At 72.4% G+C, this 23,507-nt stretch carries 17 protein-coding genes; 4 read left to right on the top strand and 13 right to left on the bottom strand.

Annotated features, from left to right (window positions below):
• Positions 1–15: 15 nt before the first annotated feature.
• The 5 genes from ACFWBT_RS28550 to ACFWBT_RS28530 form a co-directional block, all read right to left on the bottom strand.
• Entirely contained in the window at positions 16–975 is a 960-nt protein-coding gene (locus ACFWBT_RS28550) for an ABC transporter substrate-binding protein (protein WP_385705507.1), read from the bottom strand.
• Between the two features lies 1 nt (position 976).
• Positions 977–2,917 (bottom strand): ABC transporter permease, encoded by a 1,941-nt coding sequence (locus tag ACFWBT_RS28545; RefSeq protein ID WP_385705505.1) that lies wholly within the window; start codon positions 2,915–2,917, stop codon positions 977–979.
• Positions 2,917–4,125 (bottom strand): glycine betaine/L-proline ABC transporter ATP-binding protein, encoded by a 1,209-nt coding sequence (locus tag ACFWBT_RS28540; protein ID WP_385705510.1) that lies wholly within the window; start codon positions 4,123–4,125, stop codon positions 2,917–2,919. Before ACFWBT_RS28540 ends, ACFWBT_RS28545 begins: the two co-directional genes overlap by 1 nt.
• Before the next feature lie 155 nt (positions 4,126–4,280).
• Positions 4,281–5,813 carry a GMC family oxidoreductase gene (locus ACFWBT_RS28535; protein ID WP_385705503.1) on the bottom strand — a complete coding sequence of 511 codons (1,533 nt, stop codon included), beginning with the start codon at positions 5,811–5,813 and terminating at the stop codon, positions 4,281–4,283.
• Positions 5,814–6,010: 197 nt separating this feature from the next.
• Entirely contained in the window at positions 6,011–7,522 is a 1,512-nt protein-coding gene (locus ACFWBT_RS28530) for an aldehyde dehydrogenase family protein (protein WP_385705501.1), read from the bottom strand.
• A 213-nt stretch (positions 7,523–7,735) separates the two neighbouring features.
• On the opposite strand from ACFWBT_RS28530, the gene ACFWBT_RS28525 reads away from it, so the two are divergent.
• Positions 7,736–8,653: a GNAT family N-acetyltransferase gene (locus ACFWBT_RS28525; protein ID WP_385705500.1), complete on the top strand. Its 918-nt coding sequence runs from the start codon at positions 7,736–7,738 to the stop codon at positions 8,651–8,653.
• Here ACFWBT_RS28525 and ACFWBT_RS28520 read toward each other — a convergent pair.
• From ACFWBT_RS28520 to ACFWBT_RS28500, 5 genes are all read right to left on the bottom strand, one after another.
• Positions 8,650–9,666 (bottom strand): hypothetical protein, encoded by a 1,017-nt coding sequence (locus ACFWBT_RS28520; protein WP_385705498.1) that lies wholly within the window; start codon positions 9,664–9,666, stop codon positions 8,650–8,652. The genes ACFWBT_RS28525 and ACFWBT_RS28520 overlap by 4 nt on opposite strands.
• Before the next feature lie 304 nt (positions 9,667–9,970).
• Positions 9,971–10,960: a malate dehydrogenase gene (locus ACFWBT_RS28515; protein ID WP_385705496.1), complete on the bottom strand. Its 990-nt coding sequence runs from the start codon at positions 10,958–10,960 to the stop codon at positions 9,971–9,973.
• Positions 10,961–11,614: 654 nt separating this feature from the next.
• A complete protein-coding gene (locus ACFWBT_RS28510) occupies positions 11,615–12,883 on the bottom strand; it encodes an XRE family transcriptional regulator (RefSeq protein ID WP_385705494.1) in 1,269 nt (422 codons plus the stop codon).
• Between the two features lie 825 nt (positions 12,884–13,708).
• Complete coding sequence (locus tag ACFWBT_RS28505; protein WP_385705509.1) at positions 13,709–14,140, bottom strand: DUF3017 domain-containing protein; 432 nt, start codon at positions 14,138–14,140, stop codon at positions 13,709–13,711.
• Positions 14,141–14,618: 478 nt separating this feature from the next.
• A complete protein-coding gene (locus ACFWBT_RS28500) occupies positions 14,619–15,473 on the bottom strand; it encodes a bifunctional methylenetetrahydrofolate dehydrogenase/methenyltetrahydrofolate cyclohydrolase (protein WP_081218974.1) in 855 nt (284 codons plus the stop codon).
• Positions 15,474–15,738: 265 nt separating this feature from the next.
• Here ACFWBT_RS28500 and ACFWBT_RS28495 point away from each other — a divergent pair, with 265 nt between their 5' ends.
• On the top strand, positions 15,739–16,395 hold the full coding sequence (locus ACFWBT_RS28495) for a hypothetical protein (RefSeq protein ID WP_385705492.1): 657 nt from the start codon (positions 15,739–15,741) through the stop codon (positions 16,393–16,395).
• Positions 16,396–16,465: 70 nt separating this feature from the next.
• Here the strand turns inward: ACFWBT_RS28495 and purH are convergent, their stop codons facing one another.
• Both purH and purN read right to left on the bottom strand, forming a co-directional pair.
• Positions 16,466–18,055 carry a bifunctional phosphoribosylaminoimidazolecarboxamide formyltransferase/IMP cyclohydrolase gene (gene purH, locus ACFWBT_RS28490; protein WP_385705490.1) on the bottom strand — a complete coding sequence of 530 codons (1,590 nt, stop codon included), beginning with the start codon at positions 18,053–18,055 and terminating at the stop codon, positions 16,466–16,468.
• Positions 18,052–18,672, bottom strand: coding sequence for a phosphoribosylglycinamide formyltransferase (gene purN, locus ACFWBT_RS28485; protein WP_385705489.1), 621 nt, complete (start codon positions 18,670–18,672; stop codon positions 18,052–18,054). Before purN ends, purH begins: the two co-directional genes overlap by 4 nt.
• A 469-nt stretch (positions 18,673–19,141) precedes the next feature.
• On the opposite strand from purN, the gene ACFWBT_RS28480 reads away from it, so the two are divergent.
• The gene (locus ACFWBT_RS28480) at positions 19,142–20,023 is read left to right on the top strand and encodes a hypothetical protein (RefSeq protein WP_385705487.1); all 882 of its coding nucleotides are present in this window, start codon (positions 19,142–19,144) and stop codon (positions 20,021–20,023) included.
• 66 nt (positions 20,024–20,089) lie between these two features.
• On the opposite strand, the gene ACFWBT_RS28475 is transcribed toward ACFWBT_RS28480, so the two are convergent.
• Complete coding sequence (locus ACFWBT_RS28475; protein WP_385705485.1) at positions 20,090–21,949, bottom strand: DUF6350 family protein; 1,860 nt, start codon at positions 21,947–21,949, stop codon at positions 20,090–20,092.
• A 108-nt stretch (positions 21,950–22,057) separates the two neighbouring features.
• On the opposite strand from ACFWBT_RS28475, the gene ACFWBT_RS28470 reads away from it, so the two are divergent.
• Positions 22,058–23,455: a helix-turn-helix domain-containing protein gene (locus ACFWBT_RS28470; RefSeq protein WP_385705483.1), complete on the top strand. Its 1,398-nt coding sequence runs from the start codon at positions 22,058–22,060 to the stop codon at positions 23,453–23,455.
• Positions 23,456–23,507: the final 52 nt, after the last annotated feature.

Below are 23,507 nucleotides of genomic sequence, written 5' to 3'. Positions count from 1 at the left end.
CGCCCCGTGCGTCGGCTAGGACGGAAGCCACGCCCGCCAGGTCGACGCGTGGCGGTCGACCCACTTCTTCGCCGCCTCCTGAGCCGTCAGCCTCTCGTTGGCGATCATCAAGGAGACCTCGTTCTGGTCCTCGGTGGTCCACTTGAAGTTCTTCAGGAAGGCGGCCGCCTTGCCGCCGGTCTTCGCAAAGTCGGCGTTGAGGTACTTCTGCAGCGGGGTGTGCGGGTAGGCGCAGGCGACCTTCGCCGCGTCGGCGTCGCAGCCCTCCTTGTAGGCGGGCAGCTTCACCTCGGTCATGGGGACCTTCTCGAAGAGCCACTGCGGGGAGTACCAGTACGTGAGGAAGGGCTTCTTCTCCTTCGCGAACTGCTTCATCTGCGTGATCTGCGCGGCTTCCGAACCGGCGAACACCACCTGGTAGTTCAGCTTCAGGTTGTCCACCAGCGCCTTGTCGTTGGTGACGTACGACGGGGAGCCGTCGAGGAGCTGGCCCTTGCCGCCGCTCTCGGGCGTGCGCAGCCGGTCGGCGTACTTGTTCAGGTTCTTCCAGTTGGTGACGTCGGGGTGCTGCTCGGCGAAGTACGTCGGGACGTACCAGCCGATGTGCCCGGTCACTCCCAGGTCGCCGCCGGGCGCGATCGTCTTCTTGTCGTCGACGTAGCGCTTCTCCTGGTCGGGGTGGCCCCAGTCCTCCAGGATCGCGTCGACGCGGCCCTGGCTGAGCGCGTCCCAGGCGGGCACCTCGTCGACCTGGACGGTGTCGACGCGGTAGCCCAGCTCGTGTTCGAGCAGGTACTGCGCCACGCCCACGTTGGCCTGGGCGCCGACCCAGGACTGCACGGACAGGGTCACGGTCCTCGCGCCCTGGGCGTTCGCGAAGGGCGAGGCCTGCTTGGTCATGTCGGCGGCGCCGCAGCCGGTGAGCAGCAGCAGGGCGGACGCGCCGGCCACCGCGGATGTCGTACGAAGTCGCATGTCACGCTCCCTTCTTCGCGCGGCGTTCGGTCGGCTGGGTCACCCGGTCGAGCATCAGGCCGAGGCAGACGATCGCGGCGCCCGCCACCAGACCGGTGGCCAGGTCGCCCTGGGCGAGGCCGAACACGACGTCGTAGCCGAGCGCGCCACCGCCGACCAGGCCGCCGATGATGACGACGGCGAGGACCAGCACGACACCCTGGTTGACGGCGAGTTGCAGTGCCGGGCGGGCCAGCGGCAGCTGGACCTGGCGCAGTTGCTGCGCGGGGGTCGCGCCGAGCGAGCGGGCGGCTTCCATGGCGGCCGGGTCGACGGCGCGCAGGCCCTGGGTGGTGATGCGGACGACGGCAGGCAGCGCGTACACCACGGCGGCGGCGACGGCGGGTGCGCGGCCGACGCCGAACAGCGCGACCACCGGGATGAGATACACGAACTGCGGCATGGTCTGGAAGACGTCGAGGACGGGCCGGAGCAGCCGCTCGAAGCGTTCGCTGCGGGCGGCCGCGATGCCGACGGCGAAGCCGATCACGAGGGTCACGGCGACGGCCGCGAGGACCTGCGACAGCGTGTCGAGGGACGGCTTCCACACGCCCAGCACACCGATCGCGGCCATCGCGAGGACGGCGGTGAGCGCGGTGCGCCAGGTGCCGATCAGCCAGGCCAGGGCGGCGACGATCAGCAGTACCGACCACCAGGGCAGCCACTGCAGGCCGTCCCGGACGGGGTCGAGGACCCAGGTGGTGAAGTGACCCGCCCAGTCGGCGGTGCCACCGATGTAGGGGACGCCCGAGTACAGGTGATCGGTCATCCAGTCGACGGCGTCGTTCACCGGCGCGGCGATGCTGACGACCCACGCGTCGGGCCAGTCCAGCCGGCCGACGAGACGTGCGGCGACCGCGACAGCCACCGCGGCGACCGCCCCGTACAGCCAGGGGGTGCTCGTACGGGCCTCGCCGAGGCGTTCGCCCGCCGCGCCCGTGACGCGGTCGAGGACGACGGCGAGGAGCACGATCGGGATGCCCGCGGAGAGGGCGGCGCCCACGTCGACGGAGGCGAGGGCCTGGTAGACGCGGTCGCCGAGACCGCCGGCGCCGATCACGGAGGCGATGACGGCCATGGACAGCGCCATCATGATCGTCTGGTTGAGGCCGAGGAGGAGTTCCTTGCGGGCCAGCGGGAGCCGGGCGGTGAGCAGGCGCTGGCGGGCCGTGGCGCCGAGGGAGGTGACCGCCTCCATCACGCCTTCGTCCGCGTCGCGCAGACCGAGCGCGGTGAGGCGGGCCATCGGCGGGGCGGCGTAGACGACGGTGGCGAGCACGGCCGCGGGGACGCCGATGCCGAAGACCAGCACGACCGGTAGCAGGTACGCGAAGGCCGGGAGCACCTGCATGGTGTCGAGGACGGGGCGCAACGCGCGGTGGGTGCGGTCGGAGAGCCCGGCGGCGAGGCCGAGCAGGGCGCCCAGCACGACGGAGGCGAGAACGGCGACCACCATGACCGCGAGGGTCTGCATGGTGGGCACCCACATGCCGAGCAGTCCGCAGGCGAGGAACGCGGCGCCGGTGCCGAGGGCGAGACGCACGCCTGCCGCGCGCCAGGCCACGAGCGCGGCCACGGCGGTCACTCCGGCCCAGCCCGCCGCGAGCAGCAGCAGATAGACGCCGCGCACGGAGAGGACGACGGCGTTGCTGACGTAGCCGAAGAAGTACAGGAACAGGGGGTGGCTGTCGCGGTTGTCGATGATCCAGTCGCTGGCGTTGCCGAGCGGTTCGGTCAGGTCGACGGTGAGGGCGTGCGGCCAACTGCCGCCGCCCCAGCGGGCATTAGCGAACGGCACGAGCACCGCGGCGACGACGGCGAGCAGCAGGAGCTTGCCGACGGCGGGATGCCGGAGGCGGGCGGGCAGGACGGTGCGGGGAACGGATGCGATGACTGCGGCCATCACACCGCCTCCTTCCGCGGATCCGCCCCGGCGCGTGGGTCCGCGCCGGTCAGTGGGTCCGCGCCGGTCCGTGCGTCCTGACCGGTCGGTGTGTCCTGGCCGGTGCGTGTGTCCTGGCCCGTCCGTGCGTCCGCGCCGGTGCGTGCGTCCTGGTCGGCGGTCAGGTCCGATCCGGCGACGACGGCGAGCAGCCGCTCGTGGTCGACGACGCCGAGGCAGCGGCCGTCCTGGACCACACAGGCGGCCCGCCCGCTGCCGGAGACGGTCTTGATGGCGTCGGCGACCACGGTGCCGGGGGCGAGCGCGCCGGGGTGGCCCGGTCCGCCGCAGTCCCCGGCCCGCATGGCCGTGCGCACGGTCATGACCTGCTCGCGGGGCACGTCGCGGACGAACTCGCGGACGTAGTCGTCGGCCGGGGAGCCGACGATCTCCTCGGGGGTGCCGAGCTGGACGATCCGGCCGTCGCGCATCAGGGCGATGCGGTCGCCGAGGCGCAGTGCCTCGGTCAGGTCGTGGGTGATGAAGACCATCGTGCGGCCCTCCTCGCGGTGCAGCCGCACGACCTCCTCCTGCATGTCGCGCCGGATCATCGGGTCGAGCGCGCTGAACGGCTCGTCGAAGAGCAGGACCTCGGGGTCGACGGCGAGCGCGCGGGCCAGCCCGACCCGCTGCTGCTGACCGCCGGACAGCTGTCCGGGCCTGCGCTGCTCCATGCCCTCCAGGCCGACCTTGGCGACGACCTCGGCGGCCTTCGCCCGGCGTTCCTCCCGCGCGACGCCTTGGATCTCCAGGCCGTAGGCGACGTTGTCGAGCACCGAGCGGTGCGGCAGCAGACCGAAGTGCTGGAAGACCATGGCGGCGCGGTGGCGGCGCAGTTCGCGCAGCCGGACCTTGTCCATCGCGATGACGTCCTCGCCGTCGATCGCGAGGCGGCCCGAGGTGGGCTCGATCAGCCGGGTGAGACAGCGCACCAGCGTTGACTTGCCGGAGCCGGACAGGCCCATGACGACGAAGACCTCGCCCTTGCGCACGTCGAAGCTGACGTCGCGGACGGCGGCGGTGCAGCCGGTGGCGGCGCGGAGTTCGGCGGCGTCGAGCGCGGCGAGTTCCGGGTCGCCGGGGACCCGGTCGGCCTTCGGGCCGAAGACCTTCCACAGGTTGCGCACGGAGAAGACAGGCTCGGTCTCCATGCCGGACCCGGTCTCCATGCCGGACTCGGTTCTGTCGCCGGACTCATTTCCCTTGCCGGGCACGGCGGTTGCCGAACCGGCAGCCGCACGGGCACCGGTCACCGTGCCGTCGACCTTGGCGGACGTCGCGCCGTCGGCCGTGGCGGACGTGTCGTTCCCGTTGGGGGTCGTACTCATCGCGCACCACCCCCGATCAGATCAGCGGCCTTTTCGCCAACCATGAGCACCGCGATCATCGGGTTCACGGCGGGCATGGTCGGGAAGACGGAGGCGTCGGCTATCCGGATGCCGTCGAGGCCGCGGACGCGCAGTTCGGGGTCCACCACCGCGAGTTCGTCCGAGAGCTCGCCCATCCGGCAGGTGCCCGCCGGGTGGTACACGGTGTGCGCGACCTGCCGTGCGTACGCGCTGAGTTCCTCGTCGTCCGTGATGCCGGGGCCGGGGCACACCTCGCGCTTGAGCCAGCCGGCGAGCGGCTCGGCCTGGGCTATCTCGCGGGCGATCTTGATGCCGTCGACGAGGGTACGGCCGTCGTAGTCGTCCTCGTCCGTGAAGTACCGGAAGTCGAGGGCGGGTTTGACGACCGGGTCGGCGCTGGTCAGGTAGAGACGGCCGCGGCTGCGGGGCTTGGGGATGTTGGGCGTCATCGAGACGCCGTGCGCGGGGCGTTCGTAGCCGAGGCGCTCCGGGTTGTCCGTGAAGGGGATCTGGTAGAAGTGGAACATCAGGTCGGGGCCCTGGTGTTCGGGGTCGCGGCGGACGAACAGACCCGCGTCGGAGTCCATCGCGGAGTTCTCCGGGATCGGCCCGTGCGTCTCCCAGACGATCACCGACTCGGGGTGGTCGAGCAGGTTCTCGCCGACGCCCGGCAGATCGTGCACGACGGGGATGTCCAGCTCCTCCAGGTCACCGGCGGGTCCGATGCCGGAGTGCAGCAGCAGGCGCGGCGAGTCGACGGCGCCCGCGCAGAGCAGGACCTCGTTCTTCGCGCTCACGAGGACCTCGTCGCCGTCCTCCGTGCGGACGTGCACGCCCGTGACCCGGGTGCCGTCGAGTTCCAGCTTGTACGCCCAGGTCTCCAGCAGGAGCGTCAGGTTGGGGCGCTCGTCCATCACCGGGTGCAGGTACGCCACCGAGGCGCTCGACCGCTTGTTGTTCTCCGGGTGGTACGCGAGGTCGAAGAAGCCGACGCCCTCGGTGAACGGCTGCCGGTTGAAGCCCTCGACGCGCGGCACGTCGAGCGCGGACCGCGCGGCGTCCACGAAGTCGCGGGCGATGGCGTTCCGGTCCTTCTCGTCGACCGGGACGATGTTGTTGAGGAGCCGCGCGTAGTACGTCTCCATCGGCACCGCGCCCCAGCCCTTGGCACCGGCCGCCTCCCACTCGTCCCAGTCGGACGGCAGCGGCTTGAACGCGATCAGCGTGTTGTGCGACGAGCAGCCGCCGAGCACCCGGGCGCGGCTGTGCCGGATGTGCGAGTTGCCGCGTGGCTGCTCGGTGGTCGGGTAGTCGTAGTCGAGTTCCCCGCCGAGCAGGCCCATCCAGCGGCGCAGGGTGAGGACGTCGTCGCGGCCGACGTCGCTGGGCCCGCCCTCGATGACGGCGACGGTGACGTCGGGGTTCTCGGTGAGGCGGGACGCGATCACGGAGCCCGCCGTGCCGCCGCCGATGACGACGTAGTCGTACGTGTTCTCGTGCTGGGACATGAAGTGGTACTCCAAGGTGCCTTGTGCGATGGGGGGTTGGAGGAAGGGGGCGAAGTGCGGACGGGGACGGGGAGGAGGTCGGGGTACGGTCCGCGCCGGGCGGCGGGTCGGGTCGTCACCCCCTGCGGGGCGGCCGACCGGCGCCCGGTGCACGGCCGTTGACCCGCGGGCCGACGGGCGGGACCGGTCGGCCGGTCTCAGCCGGCGAACCAGCGCACGGGCTTCGGCGCGAGGTTCTGGTAGACGTGCTTGGTCTCGCGGTACTCGGCGAGCCCGGCCGGGCCGAGTTCACGTCCGACGCCGCTCCTGCCGAAGCCGCCCCACTCCGCCTGCGGGAGGTAGGGGTGGAAGTCGTTGATCCAGACGGTGCCGTGGCGCAGCCGGCCCGCGACGCGGCGGGCGCGGCCGGCGTCGGCGGTCCAGACGGCGCCCGCGAGGCCGTACTCGGTGTCGTTGGCGAGGGCGACGGCCTCGTCCTCGGTGGAGAAGGTTTCCACGGTCAGAACGGGTCCGAAGACCTCCTCGCGGACGACACGCATGCCGCGGTGGCACTGGTCGAGGACGGTCGGCTCGTAGAAGTACCCGGTGGCGGGGCGGACACCGGAGGGCTCGGGCCGCTTGCCGCCGGCGCGCAGCACCGCACCCTCGGCCAGCGCGGAGGCGACGTACGCCTCGGTCTTCGCTCGCTGCTGCTCGGAGACGAGCGGGCCGCACTCGACGCCGTCCTCGGTGCCGCGGCCGAGCCGGACGGCGCCTGCCCTGCGGGCGAGTTCGGCGACGAAGCGCTCGCGCACGGACTCCTCGACGATGAGCCGTGAACCGGCCGAGCAGACCTGGCCGCTGTGGATGAAGGCGGCGTTGAGGGCCTGGTCGACGGCGGTGTCGAAGCCTTCCTCGGTGGCGCAGGCATCGGCGAAGACGACGTTGGGGTTCTTGCCGCCGAGTTCGAGCGCGACCTTCTTGACCGTGTCGGCGGCGGCGCGCGCCACCTTCGTACCGCTGGTGAGTCCGCCGGTGAAGGACACGAGGTCGACATCGGGGTGTTCGGCGAGGCGGGCGCCGACGGTGTGGCCGGGGCCCGTGACGAGGCCCGCGACACCGGCGGGCAGCCCGGCCTCGGCCAGCAGACCGAGCAGCGCGACGGTGGTCAGCGGGGTGATCTCGCTCGGCTTGACCACGAAGGTGTTGCCCGCGGCGAGCGCCGGAGCGATCTTCCAACTGGCCTGGAGGAGGGGGTAGTTCCAGGGCGTGATCAGCGCGCAGACGCCGACGGGCTCGTGCACGACGACGCTGTGGATGTCGGACGATCCGGCGTCCACCACGCGGCCGCCGCCCTCGCCCACGACGAGGTCGGCGAAGTAGCGGAAGGCGTCGGCGACACAGTCGATGTCGACGCGCCCCTCTTCCAGGGTCTTGCCCGCGTCCCGGCTCTCCAGCAGGCCGAGTTCCTCGCGGTCGCGGACGAGGAGGTCGGCGACGCGGCGCAGCAGGGCGGCGCGGTCGGCGACGGGGGTGTGCGGCCAGGGGCCCTCGTCGAAGGCGCGGCGGGCGGCCGCGACCGCGAGGTCCGTGTCCTTCTCGTCACCCTCCGCGACCACGGCGAACGGCTCGGCATCGGCGGGGTCGAGGATCTCGCGCGTCGCGCCGGAGAGCGCCGCGCGCCACTCGCCGCCCACGTGGATGGTCTGTTCTGCCTGGTGTCCAGCCATGATCGGTGTTGCCTTCCGTTCCTGTTCGATGCCCCTGTGTCACGCGTGTGTCACTCCCGGGAGCCGTGAGCACCTGCCCTCCCGACCCCGGATGCATGCACAATCCGTCACCAAAAGTGCGCCGGGTCACTGACAAATCCCCCATAACACGACCAGGCCGGTCGATGGACACCGATGGACAGCCACGTTTCCTTTGACTAAAGTCAAAGGAATATGAAGCCAGTGTCAGCGAACCAGGTGACGGCGTTGCGGCGGTTCAACCGCTACTTCACCCGGCGCATCGGCGTTCTCGACGACCACTACCTCGGCCAGGACCGCCCTCTGGGCGAGGCCCGGCTGCTGTTCGAGATCGGTGGCGCGGGAGCCTCCCTGCGGGAACTCCGGGCCCGACTCGGCCTGGACGCCGGGTATTTGAGCCGGATGGTGCGGGCCCTGGAGAAGCAGGGCCTCGTCCGGGTCAGCGTTCATCCCGGCGACAGCAGACTGCGCCTGGCGGAGCTCACGGCCGCCGGGCAGGTCGAGGTCAAGGAGCAGAACCGACTGGCCAACGGGCTCGCCGAGGGCCTGCTCGGCGGCCTCGCCGCTCCTCAGCGCGCGGAACTGACCGCGGCCCTCGACACGGCCCACCGCCTGCTCCGGCTCGCCGCCATCACCGTCGAGACCGTCGACGGCGCCTCCCCCGACGCCCGCGCCTGTCTCGCCGCGTACGCGGCCGACATCGACGAACGGTTCCCCGAGGGCTTCGACCCCGGCGACCTCGTCCGGCCCGACGAGGTGTCGGGCGACGCGGGCGTCTTCCTCGTCGCCTACGAGGAGGACCGCCCCGTGGGCTGCGGCGCCCTGCGCCGGCTCACTCCCCGAGCGGGCGAGATCCGCCATGTCTGGGTGCACCCCGGCGCCCGCCGGCTCGGCCTCGGACGCCGCATCCTCGACGGCCTCGAACAACGGGCCGCCGAGCGGGACTTCACGGTCGTACGGCTGGACACGCACGCCGTGCTCACCGAGGCGCGGGCGATGTACCGGGCGTGCGGATACATGGAGATCCCGCGGTACGACGACAACGTTTACGCGGCGCACTGGTTCGAGAAGCGGCTGCCCCGCGCCGGGGCGAGGAAGCCGCCCGGACGCTAGGTGCCGCTCGTGCAGTCGAACCCGGTCGGACAGAAGGAGTTCACGGCCGTCGTGAGCTGCTCGGTCAGGTCCGTGCCCGTCGGACCGCTCGCGACGACGGCGTACGGAGTGCCGTCGGCGGCCTGGAAGCGGTGGTCGACGGTCTGGGTGGCTCCGAACTGCTTGCTGTCGTAGCGGTAGCTGAACTCCGTCCAGTCGGCGCCGGTCCGCCGGTCGAGGTACTGGTACCCCTTGAACCCCTCCGCGATCTCCTGCGCCTGTGCCGAGGAGTCCGTCACGGAGATCTCCTTGACCTCGAACACCATGAGCCGACGGTCGCCGCCGGGGGCCGTGTAGGTGACGACGGGCGCCAGCTTGCCCTGCGTCTCGTCACGCGCCCAGCCGTCCGGCACGTCCACGGTGTAGCCGAGCGGATCGACCGCCCGGCTGTACCCGGGCGACGGCTCCGGGGCGGTGGTCTCGGCCGGGTCGGCGTAGGCGCCCTCGCTGCCGGAGGTGTTCAGGGTGTCCGGAGTCGCCCCGGGCTGCGACGCGGTGACGGTCACCGCGGGACCGGTCGGGCCCGCGTCCGGATGCCCCGCCGGGTCGTCCCTGGTCAGCGCCCACAGCCCGCCGCCCACACCACCCGCCAGAACGGCCACGGCCACGATCACCAGGAGCAGCCGCCGCGAGTCACCGGCCCGCTGCGGCCCGCCGCTCCCGGGCATCGCGCCGCCCCCGGGCCACGGCTGGGACTGCGGGGGTGACTGCGGGTGCGACCAGGACTGGGACTGCTGCTGCTGCCATGGATGCTGGGGCGGCTGCTGCGGCATCGGCTGCGGCGGTACGGGGGCCGCGGGCGGATACTGATCGGGCCGCGGCGAACCCGCCTGAGTGGCCGCCGCCCACCACTGCTGCTCCCCGCCCGGCGGCGCCCCGCCGGCATCGGCGCCGTCCTGGACGCCGCCGCCCTCGGACCGCCCCGTACCGTCGTCCACCCATTGCCGACGGTCCGCGTCCCATCTCTGCGCCATTCCGTCACCCCCCGCTCCCCGTCGGCCGCACCCGGCGGCACCGATCTCGACGCTCTCGTCGCCGAACCTCTGCCGCGCCCTTGCCCCCGGCGGACCGTACGTAACGACGATAGTGAGGATTCCGCCTGCCGCACCCCTCTTTATGAGGACAAAGCACACACGTTCGATACGTACTTTCCGTACGCCTCACCGACCCCGCCGGACCCGGAACACAGCGATGCCCGGGTGGTGATCACCACCCGGGCATCGCGCGTACCGCGACGGACCCGGCTCACCCGAGCCGAACCCGTCAGATCCGATCGGATCAGATCAGGCCGAGACCGCGAACCGCCTCGCGCTCCTCCTCGAGCTCCTTCACGGAGGCATCGATGCGGGTGCGGGAGAACTCGTTGATGTCCAGGCCCTGGACGATCTCGTACCGGCCGTCCTTCGTGGTGACGGGGAAGGAGGAGATGAGACCCTCCGGCACGCCGTACGAACCGTCGGACGGGATACCCATGGAGGTCCAGTCGCCGTCCGCCGTGCCGTTGACCCACGTGTACACGTGGTCGATGGCGGCGTTGGCGGCCGAGGCGGCCGAGGACGCGCCACGGGCCTCGATGATCGCCGCACCGCGCTTGGCGACGGTCGGGATGAACTCCTCGGCCAGCCACTTCTCGTCGCTGACGACCTCGGCGGCGTTCTTGCCGGCGACCGAGGCGTGGAAGATGTCGGGGTACTGGGTGGCGGAGTGGTTGCCCCAGATGGTCAGACGCTTGATGTCGGCGACCGTGGTGCCCGTCTTCTTCGCGAGCTGGGTCAGCGCGCGGTTGTGGTCCAGACGGGTCATCGCGGTGAAGCGCTCGGCGGGTACGTCCGGGGCGGCGGCCTGGGCGATCAGCGCGTTGGTGTTCGCCGGGTTGCCGACGACCAGGATCTTGACGTCGTCCGCGGCGTTGTCGTTGATGGCCTTGCCCTGCGGCTTGAAGATGCCGCCGTTGGCCGAGAGCAGGTCGCCGCGCTCCATGCCCTTGGTACGGGGGCGGGCGCCGACGAGCAGACCGACGTTGGTGCCGTCGAAGGCGACGTTCGGGTCGTCAGTGATGTCGATGCCCTGAAGGAGCGGGAAGGCGCAGTCGTCGAGCTCCATGGCGGTGCCCTCGGCGGCCTTCAGCGCCGGCGTGATCTCCAGGAGGCGCAGCTTGACCGGCACGTCCGCGCCGAGCAACTGGCCGGAGGCGATGCGGAAGAGCAGGGCGTAACCGATCTGGCCGGCCGCGCCGGTGACGGTGACGTTCACGGGAGTGCGGGTCATGGCGTTCTCCGTATGACAGCTGGCGGTGGGGCGTCCCTGCCCCGGGTGCAGGATCGTCCCCTGCAACCACCGCAATGATCGATCAAAGGTTCCGATGATCGATCTCTCGGCGTCAAGAGAGATCCGCCGTCAGGCTATCGCGCATCCGGGACCCCGGACGTCCGGGTCCGTGTGGCCCACCCCACAGATCCCCCCGAGAAGGCGGCCGCCGGCCCCGGGAGAGGGTGGGCCCGGCGACCGCCAAAGGGGGTACCAGGGGCCTCGGGAAGGGATCTCCCCCCTCCCCGAACACACCGGATCCCGTGGGGGTACGGAGCCCCTGCCCCCTCCTCGCGAACCCAATCCCCCCATCCCGAGGATTTTTCCGCCCGGGCCGAACAACCTTCTTTCGCCCCCTCGGCCCCTACCCGACCCGTACCTGGGGCTCCGCCCCAGCCCCCGCTCCTCAAACGCCGGAGGGGCTGAATCTTGCACCCGCACCCGTCCACGCACGGGAGGGGCCGTGCCGGTACATCCCTGATGTCCGTCGCTTACGTCCTGATCGAGCAGCGGCTCCCTCGGAAGCCCACGTCTGATCCAGCGGCGACGGACGGGGATGTACCGGCACGGCCCCGACCCACAACGAACCCGAACCGCACCGGCACCGGTGTCCCGCTACTTCGTGCAGCCCTTCTGCCCGGACTTCAGCGTCGCGCAAGCCGTCGCATCCCCCGCGTCCTTCACCGCGACCATCGGCGTGTACGCGTCCGCGTCCGCGTCCACCAGACCCGTCTGCTTCGCCGCGGCCCCCGACGACACCTCGACCCGGTCGCCCGCCGCCGCCTGCGTGACGCGAGCCCAAGCCGCCCCGCAGGTCTTGCTGTACCGCACCTCCACCAGCGCCGTCCCCACCGTCACGCTGGTCGTGGTCTTGGCGAGTTCACCGCCGCAGCCCATGTTCTCGGGGTCCTTCCCGGTGCACGAGGCCCCACTGCACTTCACCCCGGGCGGCAGATCGGGCTGAACACTGGCGGACGCCGCGGGCGTCTTCGGCGTACCGCCCGCGTCCTCCTTGTCCCCGCCCTGCGTGAGGTAGACGGCGGCCGCGACCACGACCAACGCACCCACGACCCCGGCGAGGAACATCGTCAGCCGCCGCTTCCGCCGCGCGCCGTCCGCTCCCGAACCGGCACCGACGGGCCGCGCGTCCTGCGGCGGCCCTCCGGCCGCACGAGCGGGCCCCGCCGGCGCCACCGGCGCCCCCGGACCGAACTGCCCGCCTCGTTCGGACGGCGACCCGACAGCCCCCCAGCTGACGCCGGCACGCCCTGCCCCGCCGGCCGAGGAGCCGGAGGCCCCACCGGAACCGGACGACGACGGCCCGGACGACCCTCCGGACGAAGAAACCCCGGACGAAGAAACCCCGGACGACGACCCGCCGTACGACGGCTCACCCCCGTCCCGCCCGGACGGCTGGACCGGCACCGAAGGCACCGACGGCGGAACCGTCGGCGCGCCGACCCCGGGCGCGGCGGTCACGCTGCCGCTCCTGCGGGCCGACTGCTGCGGCCCGCCGCTCCCCTTCACCGAAGACGAAGACGGCCCGAACTCCCCGAGCGCGGCGCGCGCCTGGGATATCCGTATCGCCTCCATCGTCATGTCGTGGCGCATCTCCGAACGGCTCCAGGCGCGCTCGGCCAGCTCCCACATGGTCGTCAGATGCACGGGACTGGTCCCGGTCACCTCGGCAAGCGCGACGATCGCGCCCTTGGGCGCGAGCAGCCGGCCGTTCAGGTAACGCTCCCAGGATGTCTTGCTGTAGCCCGTGCGGTCGGCCACCGCAGCGATGCTCAGCCCGCTCCGGTCGACGAGCCGTCGCAGCTGACTGGCGAACTCCCTGACCTGCGGATCGAGTTCATCCGGCAAGGCCTTCCAACGAGGCATTCTTTCCCCCCTCTTCCCCCCGTACGTGCACAACTGTTTTCCCCGCGCATGACTCCCCGAGCTCTCGGCAACGCGTGGAGCGGGGGGCGTCCCCGTCTCCGCCGAATCCCCGTTCTGGCTACCCACAGGGATGCACTCGGTCCGGATCTCAGTTCCCGGGATGGGGGCGCACGGGAGCATTCGAGCCGGGGCATGCACCGTTGCACGCCCGCCGGGTCACGGTCCAGTGTTCCACCGGCATCGTGTACGACCGGTCGAACCCCCGCTCTTCGTACGGGACGTCCCGTACCGTCCCGATTGGCAACGTTAGCCCGACTGTCGTGACAGATCGGTGTACATCCCTGAACTTGTCAAGACATCGACACAACGAGAACACAGATGCACCCTCAGGCGCCCCAGAAACGGTCAGCACCCCCGCAGGTGACCCGCGGGCCTGAACGGGGGCCTGGCGGGCCGGAACGACCGCTCCGGGGGCCGAAGTCGGGCGGTTCCTGCCGGACAGCGCGCAGACCGTACCGGAATGGTCACTTCCGTGCCACAGCGGTCCGCCGACTGTTGAACCGGCCCGTTCCCGTGCACAAGGGTTGACCCCGGGCGGAACACTCGCCCGATCGCGGCCCGTCCTTGACTCGGGGGAGAGGACGGGCCGCCGTCGTCCCCGGACCCGGAACGGATACTGCGCGCCGACCGCCGGGACGGGACGCCGGGCGGCAGGAGGCGGGCGGCGGCACACGGGGAGACAGAACGGCCCGCCCCTCCCGAAGGAGAAGACGGGCCGCCGGTACGCCCGGGCAGGCGGGCGCGGGCGCGCGAGCCGGTCCGCGGTCAGCGCACCGTGAAGTGCAGCGTGTCGTCGAGGAACGGGATCTCGAGCAACGGTTGGGGCTGGGCCATCATCGCGAGCAGGACGATGGCCGCGCCCAGGACGCCGTACGTGAGCATGTCCGTGAAGCGGGAGCGGACCGCGAGCATGCCCACGCTGGGCAGCATCCAGCGCATCACGGCGCCCGCGAGCAGCGCGGCGCCGATCAGGATCGTGCCGACCCGGAACAGGTCGAGCGCGGTGAGCAGCAGGCCGAGCGCGACGGCCGACAGCACGGTGAGGATGGGCCACTGGCGCGCGGGCGCCGGGGCGTCCCCGGACGCCGCCCGGCCGCCGCCCTCGGGCCGTGCCGTGTCCCGGGTGAAGAGCGGGAAGCGCCGCGTGGTGCGCCGCGGCTTCCCGTCGGCGTCGGGCGCGCTGATGGCGTCCCGCACGGTCTCCTCGGCCGGCTCCTCGACCCCGGCGGACTCTTCGACCTCGGCGGACTCTTCGACCTCGGCCCGCTTGTCGGCTTCGACCTCGGCCTCGGCCCGCTCGTCGGTCCCGGCGGACTCTTCGGACTCGGCCCGATTGTCGGCTTCGGCTTCGACCTCGGCTCGCTCGTCGGTCCCGGCGACCTCCTCGGCTTCGGCCCGATTGTCGGCTTCGGCCTCGACCGACTCGGCTCGCTTGTGGGGTTCGGCCCGCTCGTCAGCCTCGTCCTGGGAAACGGAGACAGAGACGGAGTCGGCCCCGGACGACGGCTCGACGTCGGTCTCGGTCTCGGCCTCGGCCTCGGTTCGTGCGGCCGCCTCGCCGCGCGCCCCGGTGACGGCATCACGCACAGCGCCCTCCGCATCCCGTACGGCCGACTCGGTACCGGCGGTTCGCGCGCCGCGCGCCGCGCCGTCCCCGGTCTGATGGGTGGTGCCGTCAGCCGACACTGCGCTCCGCCGCTTCCACCACGTTGACGAGCAGCTGGGCGCGGGTCATCGGGCCGACACCGCCCGGGTTCGGGGAGATCCACGCCGCGACCTCGGCGACGTCCGGGTGGACGTCTCCGACGATCTTGCCCTCGGCGCTGCGCGAGACACCGACGTCCAGGACGGCGGCGCCCGGCTTCACGTCCTCGGCCCGGATGAGGTGCGCGGAGCCCGCGGCGGCGACGATGATGTCGGCGCGCTTGAGGTGCGCGGAGAGGTCACGGGTACCGGTGTGGCACTGGGTCACCGTGGCGTTCTCGCTGCGCCGCGTCAGCAGCAGCGGCATCGGGCGTCCGATGGTCACACCGCGGCCGACGACCACGACCTCGGCGCCCTTGATCTCCACGCCGTAGCGGCGCAGGAGGGTGAGGACACCGTTCGGGGTGCAGGGCAGCGGGGCGGGCTCGTTGAGGACGAGACGCCCGAGGTTCATCGGGTGCAGGCCGTCCGCGTCCTTGTCCGGGTCCATGAGTTCCAGGATGCGGTTCTCGTCGATGCCCTTGGGGAGCGGCAGCTGGACGATGTAGCCGGTGCAGGCAGGGTCCTCGTTCAGCTCGCGGACCACCGCCTCGATCTCTTCCTGCGTGGCGGTCGCGGGCAGTTCGCGCTGGATGGAGGCGATACCCACCTGGGCGCAGTCGCGGTGCTTGCCCGCGACGTACTTCTGGCTTCCGGGGTCGTCCCCGACCAGCACCGTCCCGAGGCCGGGCGTGACGCCCTTCTCCTTCAGGGCCGCCACGCGGACGGTCAGGTCGGACTTGATCGCGGCTGCGGTGGCCTTGCCATCGAGAATCTGGGCGGTCATGGCCCCCATCCTCCCGGATGACCCGGTCCCGGTTCCAATCCGGGGCCGCGGTGGCCGCCGGGCGCCCGATTCGCCCGTATCCCGCCATGATCACCGATGTTGCACTTGCACAACACATAGGGAATGCGGCTGGACAAGTAAGAGTCCGCTAAAGAACGATGAGCACACAGTGTGTCGCGGGCAGTGCCGGGGGGACGGACCGCTCTGTAGAAATTCCTCCGAACCGTGCCACGCGTCGTCCCCAGGCAACGGAGGAAAACCCGCCATGAGTTTCGGCGACCCGAACAACCCTTACGGGCAGCCGCCCCAGCAGCCCCCCGCCCCTCCGCAGGCTCCGCCCGGCTACGGCTATCCGCAGGCCCCTCCCGGCGTGCCCCCGCAGGGCTACGGCTACCCGCAGCAGCCGGCGTATCCCGGCTACCCGGGCGGCAACGCGATGTTCCCGCAGACCATGCCGGGTCTGCTGGTGACGGCGCGCGTCTTCCTGTTCATCATCTCCGCGGTGCAGGTCCTGGCGGCGCTCGGCTGGTTCTACGTCGCCGCCATCGCCAACGACGTCTCGGACGCGGCGGACCGCTACAGCACCTCGTCGTCGGACGACCCGTTCGGCGCGTTCAGTGACGGTGCCGACATCGCGTCGGGCGTCATCGTGGTGATCGCCCTGATCGCGGCGGGCCTGGCGGCCCTGTCGATCATCCTGGGCGTGAAGTTCAGCAAGGGAGGACAGGGCGTCCGCATCACCACCGTCGTCTACGGTGCGCTGGGCGGGATCGTCGGCCTGATCATGCTCTTCGTGGGCCTGGACTCGGGCATGGCCTCCGCCGTCATCTTCCCGCTGATCTGGGTCACGTTCGCGGCCGTCATCACGGCGGCTCCGGTCGTGTCGAGCGGCACCGCCTGGTTCGCCCGACCGCGCTACTGAACCGTTCGCACCGAGGGCCGTGTCCCACCCCGCTACCAGGGGGGACACGGCCCTCGCGTTTCCTGCCGGATCAGTGGAAGAAGTGCCGCGTCCCGGTGAAGTACATCGTGACGCCGGCCTTCTTCGCGGCCTCCACGACCAGCTCGTCGCGGACCGAGCCGCCGGGCTGGACCACGGCCTTGACGCCCGCCTCGGCGAGGATCTCCAGGCCGTCGGGGAACGGGAAGAACGCGTCCGAGGCGGCGTAGGAGCCGCGGGCGCGCTCGGCGCCGGCCCGCTCGACCGCGAGCTTCGCGGAGTCGACGCGGTTGACCTGGCCCATGCCGACGCCGACCGAGGCGCCGTCCTTGGCGAGCAGGATCGCGTTGGACTTCACCGCGCGGCAGGCGCGCCACGCGAAGGCCAGCTCGTCGAGTTCGCCCTCGCTCAGGGCGTCACCGGTCGCCAGGGTCCAGCTCGCCGGGTTGTCGCCGGCCGCCTGGAGCCGGTCGGTGACCTGGAGCAGCGCGCCGCCGTCGACGGGCTTGATCTCGACGGGGGCGGCCGGGGCCTGGTGGGCCCGCAGCACGCGGATGTTCTTCTTCTTGGTGAGGGCCTCGAGGGCGCCGTCCTCGTACTCGGGCGCGACGATGACCTCGGTGAAGATCTCCGCGACCTGCTCGGCCATCTCCTTGGTGACCGGGCGGTTGACCGCGATCACACCGCCGAACGCGGACAGCGGGTCGCAGGCGTGCGCCTTGCGGTGCGCCTCGGCGACGTTCGACGCGACCGCGATCCCGCACGGGTTGGCGTGCTTGATGATGGCGACGCAGGGGTCCTCGTGGTCGTACGCGGCACGGCGCGCGGCATCCGTGTCCGTGTAGTTGTTGTACGACATCTCCTTGCCGTGCAGCTGCTCGGCCTCGGCGAGACCGCCCGTGCCGGAGGTGTAGAGGGCGGCGGGCTGATGCGGGTTCTCGCCGTAGCGCAGCGTGTGCGCGCGCTCCCAGGTGGCGCCGAGGAAGTCGGGGAACTCCGAGCCGTCGACCGGGGCGTACGAGGAGGCGAACCAGGAGGCGACGGCGACGTCGTACGCGGCCGTGTGCTGGAAGGCCTCGGCGGCGAGCCGCTTGCGGGTGCGCAGGTCGAAGCCGCCGCTCTGGACGACGGAGAGAACGTCGCCGTACCGGTCGGGGCTGGTGACGACGGCGACGGAGGGGTGGTTCTTGGCCGCGGCGCGGACCATCGAGGGACCGCCGATGTCGATCTGCTCGACACACTCGTCGGGGGTCGCCCCGGACGCCACCGTCTCCTTGAACGGGTAGAGGTTGACGACGACGAGGTCGAAGGGCTCGACACCGAGCTCGGCGAGCTGCTGCCGGTGGCTCTCCAGGCGCAGGTCGGCGAGGATCCCGGCGTGGACCTTCGGGTGCAGGGTCTTGACGCGGCCGTCCAGGCACTCGGGGAAGCCGGTCAGCTCCTCCACCTTGGTGACGGGCACACCGGTCGCGGCGATCTTCGCGGCGGTGGATCCGGTGGAGACGAGCTCGACACCGGCCGCGTGCAGCCCGCGGGCCAGCTCCTCGAGACCGGTCTTGTCGTACACGCTGACGAGCGCGCGCCGGATGACCCGCTTGGTGCCCTCGGTGCTCTCGGCCGTGACTGTGCTGTCGGCGGTCACTGGATAACTACCTTTCGTCCCTCAATGCGATAGCCGTTGCGGGCGAGCCGCCCCACGACATCGACGAGCAGCCTTCGCTCGACTTCCTTGATGCGCTCGTGCAGAGCGCTCTCGTCGTCCTCGTTACGGATCTCGACCACGCCCTGGGCGATGATCGGTCCGGTGTCGACGCCGTCGTCGACGAAGTGGACGGTGCAGCCGGTGACCCGGGCTCCGTACGCGAGCGCGTCGCGGACGCCGTGGGCGCCGGGAAAACTGGGGAGCAGCGCGGGATGGGTGTTGACGAACCGTCCGCCGAACCGGGCGAGGAATTCCTTCCCCACGATCTTCATGAACCCGGCGGACACGACGAGGTCGGGCTCGTACGCCGCGGTGGCCTCGGCGAGCGCCTGGTCCCACGCGTCCCGGTCGGCGTAGTCCTTGACCTTGCGCACGAAGGTCGGGAGCCCGGCGCGCTCGGCCCGCGCGAGCCCTTCGATGCCGTCCCGGTCGGCGCCGACGGCCACGATCTCGGCACCGTAGGCCGCTGAGCCCGCCTCCGCGATGGCGTCGAGCAGGGCCTGCAGATTCGTACCTGATCCGGAGACCAGCACGACGAGGCGCTTGGCCTTGGCCACGACGGGGCCCTTTCTCGGGGGAGCACTTGTACGGTCGTACGAATGCTTCGCGCCCCGGGATACGGGGAAGTCTACGAAGCGGCCGACCGGCAGCAACGATACCGGCACACCGGGCGGCCCCCACGGGACGGGGGCGAGGCCGGAAGGTAGCGTCTGGGGAGGTTCCACCCGGAACACCGTCCGGCGCGGGGAACGCCCCGCGCACGCGGGACGTTGACCTGGGACGAGAACGAACGGCCGGGGCACAGGCCCCGGCACCACCTGCGGCACGGCCCCGGAGACATCCGGAGCGTGTCCGGGGGTGCGAAGCTCGGGGCGCGAGTCCGGAGTGCGAAGCTCGGGGCGTCAGTCCGGGGCGGACCGACCCGAGGCGTCAGCCCGGGAGGACCGGCTCGGGGCGCGCGTCGCGAGCGCGAAGCTGTGTGGACACGCCGCCTGCCAGAACCACCAAGGGGAAGACGCTCACCTGATGCCGGACCGCAGTCTCCGACTCCCTCCGCTCCTGCTGCGCGAGCGGCGCCCTTCGTCCACCCCGCCGAGGTCGGGCGGGGACGGCTCCACAGGCGGACCCGGCTCCGCGGACGGGAACGGCGGCTCGGCAGGTGGCAGCGGCGGCGGCCCCTCGGGCGAGCGCGGACCCGACGCGCCCGACACTCCCCCGTCCGGCCCGTCCGCTCCCTCGAACCCCGACGACAATCCGTTCGCGCCGCCGCCGGAGGGGACACCCGACCGGCCGTGGCAGCCGCGCGGACACGGCCAGGGGAACGGCCAGGACTCGGGCGGGAACGGCGAGGACGAACAGTCCGGCCCCCGGTACACCCCCTGGGGCAGTCAGTGGAGCGACCGCCAGCCCGGCCCCTCCGACGGTGGCGGTTTCGGCGATCGGCCCGGTGCGCCGAAGGGTGAGGGCGGTCCTGAAGGGCCCGGCGGCGGACCCGGTGCGGGCATGCGCTGGGACCCCACGGACCCCGCCCAGCGCCGCGCCCGTTTCGCGCTGCTCTCCGGCATGTGGGCGTTCTTCTTCGCCCTCTTCAGCTGGCCGTACGTGGCGCTGCTGCTCGGCGCGCTCGCTCTGTACTGGGGAATCAGCGCGCTCCGCGCCAAGGCGCGCACGCCGGACCCGGACGCTCCGGCGCCCGATCCGAACGTCCGCCCCCAGACGACCGCCGCGGTGAGCGGCATCGTCACCGCGTCGCTGGCCATCGTGATAGTCGCCGCGACCTTCACCGCGCAGCTCGTCTACAGCGACTACTACTCCTGCACGAACGACGCCCTCACGAACGCCGCGAAGCAGTCCTGCGACGACCTTCTGCCGTCGGAGCTGCGCGACTGGCTGGGCACCGGCAACTGACGCCGCGAGGCCTCCTGCCGGGGAACCATCCACCCGGCAGGAGGCCTCCGCTCGTCCGGACCGCCCTCAGCGCGAGTCCTCGACTCCTCCGGACCGCGCCCGGTCCGGGTGGACCAGATCCTCCGGCCCCTCCGGGCTCTCCGGCCCCTCCAGGCTCTCCGGGCTCTCCGGGCTCCCTGAGCCCTCGGGGTTCTCCGGGTTCTCCACGGCCTCCAGGTCGGCCGGCCGGGCGGCCCTCTTCAGTGCCTCCCAGCGGTTCTCCCTCGACGCCTCCTCGTGCCAGGCGGCCGCCGCGGCCTCCCCCGGCAGAGGGTCGTACGGCTCGTACGGGTCGTAGGGGTCGTAGGGGTCGTACGGTTCGAAGTCCTCAAGGACGGACTCCAGCACCGCGGGGTCGACCCGAGCCGCAGCCTCCGCCCGGGCAGCGGGTGACGGCATCGACGGCGACGTAGGCCTGGGCAGCGGCGTCGGCACCGGCGGCGCGGGGGTGTCTCCCGTGCGGTGCGGCATCCAGGCGGGCATCCGCAGCCGGGGCTTCCGCCCGAATCCGCGCGCGTCCCGGCGGGCGACCGCACGCTTCGGCGCCCCACGTCCCCGGCCCCGCCACTCCCCCGCGCCCACCGCGACGGGAATCCCGACGACCGCCGTCCACAGCGCCGCGGCGGGCCCCACCTGCCACCACACGGGTCCGAAGTGGGACAGGGCGGCGACCCCCAGCGGCCCTCCCGCCAGCCCGGCGAGGACGCCCAGCGCGATACCGCACCCTCCGGCGGCGAGTGAGACGACGGCCACCGTCCGGCGGAGCGACCACGGCTCCTCCCGGCCCGCCGCCCCCCGCGCGGCCCCCGCCTTCACCGCGAACCACGCCACCGTCAGCCCGGCGGCCACCGGCACCAGCCCGCCCGTCCAGTTCGGCGGCGCCCCGGACCCCGCCCCCGGCACCGCCGCGAGCAACGGGAACGCCGGGAGCAGATCGGTCGGCGCACGCGTTCCCGCAGCGGCCGCGGACAACGGACCCACGACATGACCGGCGCTCAGGACGACACCCGGCCCGAGCCCGTAAGCCGCTCCCCACACCGCCACGTTCGGCACCAGGACCAGACACAGCAGCAGAACGGCGAACCGCCCCGACCACCCACCGGTGAGCTGAACGAACGAGGCGCGGGCCGTGTCCCCGTGCCAGACCAGCGACGCCGCCACGAGCAGCGCCCCGCCTCCGACGAGGACCGCGACCCCGGCGGCGGCGGCGCGCACCGCGCCCCCGAGCACCCGGTCGTCGGCGGCGGCGAGCCGGCGTACGGCGGACACCGGACGCACTCCGGCGAGCGGAAGGGCGTCCACGGCCCGCGTCCCCCAGAGCGGCATCGGCCCCCACGGACGCCCGTACGCCGTCCAGACCCCCGCTCCCGCGGCGATCGCGGCGAGGAGGGGCAGGCAGATCCCGGCCCAGGCCCAGGAGGGACGCAACGTGCCGCCCGAGGCGTACAGCGCGGCGGCCCAGGCGACGGACAGATAGCCGGCCGTGACGCCCGCCCACGCGGTACGCGGCGACGCCCCCGAGGTGACGTCGGCCGCGTCACGCGCCGCCCGGTGCAGCAGCCACACCGGGAGCACCAGCAGGAGGAGCGGCGTCACCCCCACCGGCATCGGCAGACCGGACAGCGTGTCGGTGCGGATCAACTCCACGCCGTGCGCGAGCAGCCAGAGCGCGGCGGCGACATGCAGCGCCCCGTCCGGGCCGCTGTCCGGGTACGGCGAACTGATCCACAGCACCATGACGAGGACGGCGAACGCGCCGAGTCCGAGACCCGCGGCGAGGGCGCCGCCCAGGAGGCCGGCCGCCAACCCTGGTGATCGGCCGCGCATCCGGGTGAGCAGGGGGGACAACGAGAGCCTGCGGTCGGTGATTTGGGTCACGACCGCCATGCTCCCAACGACACGCTCTTTCTCGTCGTAACAGGCGAACCTTGGATGTGTCGCTCAATATGCAGTTATGTACTTTTTCGTACGAAGGGGCGATCTGTGGGATCGGACATGACACAGAGCCCCGCCACCCCGCTGCCGGCGCCCAAGGAGCGCCGCCGTCTGCGCGAGGACCAGTCGCTGACCCAGACCGAGATGGCCGCCCGGCTCGGTGTCAGCCGGGCGACGGTGCGCTCGTGGGAGACCGGCCGCACGACGCCGCGCGGCCGCAAGCGGGAAGCGTACGTAAGACTGCTCACCGCCGATCCGGCTCACTCCCCCGCCGAGGTGAACGCCCGTCAGGAGGAAACCTCGCCCGAACTGGTGGGGGCGGGTGCGGGGGCGGGGGCGGGGGTGACGGCGACACCGGCGTACGCGGCCCGCTCCGCCGACGGCGAGGCCCGGTCCGCCGACAGCGGGGCGCGGTCCGCCGACAGCGAGGCCCGGTCCGCCTACAGCGAGGCCCGGTCTGCGGGCAGCGGGGTGCCGTCCGGCGGGGGCGACGAGCGGTCCGGCGACAGCGGGAAGCGTCCCGCCCGGGGCAGGGAGCGGGCCGCCGAAGGGAGAGGCGGGTCCGCCACGGACAGGGAGCGGGCCGCGGCGGACAGGGAGCGGCTCGCCGAATTCAGGGAGCGGCGCACCGAGGGCGGGGACTCCGCTCTCCCGGAGCCGTCGCTGACGCCCGCTCAGGCCTTCGACGCGCTCTACGCGTTCTGCGCCCCCGCCCTCGTACGGCAGACCTATCTGCTGACCGGGCGGCGCGAGCTGGCCCGCGAGTCCGTGGAACGCGCGTTCCAACTGGCCTGGCACCGCTGGCCCGAGGTGGCCGTGGACCGGGACCCGGCCGGATGGGTGCGTGCGACGGCCTACGAGTACGCGCTCTCCCCCTGGCATCGACTGCGTCCGCGCTACCGGCACCCGGAAGCGCCGCCCGCCGGCGCCGCCGACCGCGCGCTGCTCGACGTACTCCTCGATCTGCCGCCCGTGTACCGGCGCACGCTGCTGCTGTACGACGGTGTCGGGCTCGGGCTGCCGGAGACCGCGGCCGAGACGGAGGCGAGCACGCCCGCGGCTGCCAATCGGGTGCTGCACGCGCGCGAGGCCGTCGCCGCCCGGCTGCCGGAGCTGGCCGTGCCGGAGGAGCTGCACTGGCGGCTCGCCGAGCTCGCGAGCTCGGAACGGCTGCGCGCGGCGAAGCCCCGCACGGTCCGCTGGCACGGCGAGCGCCGCGCCCAGCAGTGGACGCGGGCGGCCATCGCCTTCACGGTCCTGCTCGTCGGGGTGACCGCCCTGACGATGCGTACGGCCCCGGACCACTACGAGGCCCCCCTCGCCCCGCCGGAGACCATCCACGGCCTGCCGCCCCGGGCCGCCCCGGGACCGCTCTCCGCGGCGGAGCTGAAGCTCCGGGCCAAGCTGAAGGCCGAGACGGCGAGGGGCCCCGAGCGGCTGATCCCGGAGGTCCGCTGACGTCCGCACGGCGGAACGCCGGTGGGCCCGCACCCTCAAGGGGCCTGTCTCT

This window comes from Streptomyces sp. NPDC060027 (assembly GCF_042737005.1).
Taxonomy (GTDB): domain Bacteria; phylum Actinomycetota; class Actinomycetes; order Streptomycetales; family Streptomycetaceae; genus Streptomyces.
This window is presented reverse-complemented; position numbering and strand designations above follow the sequence as displayed.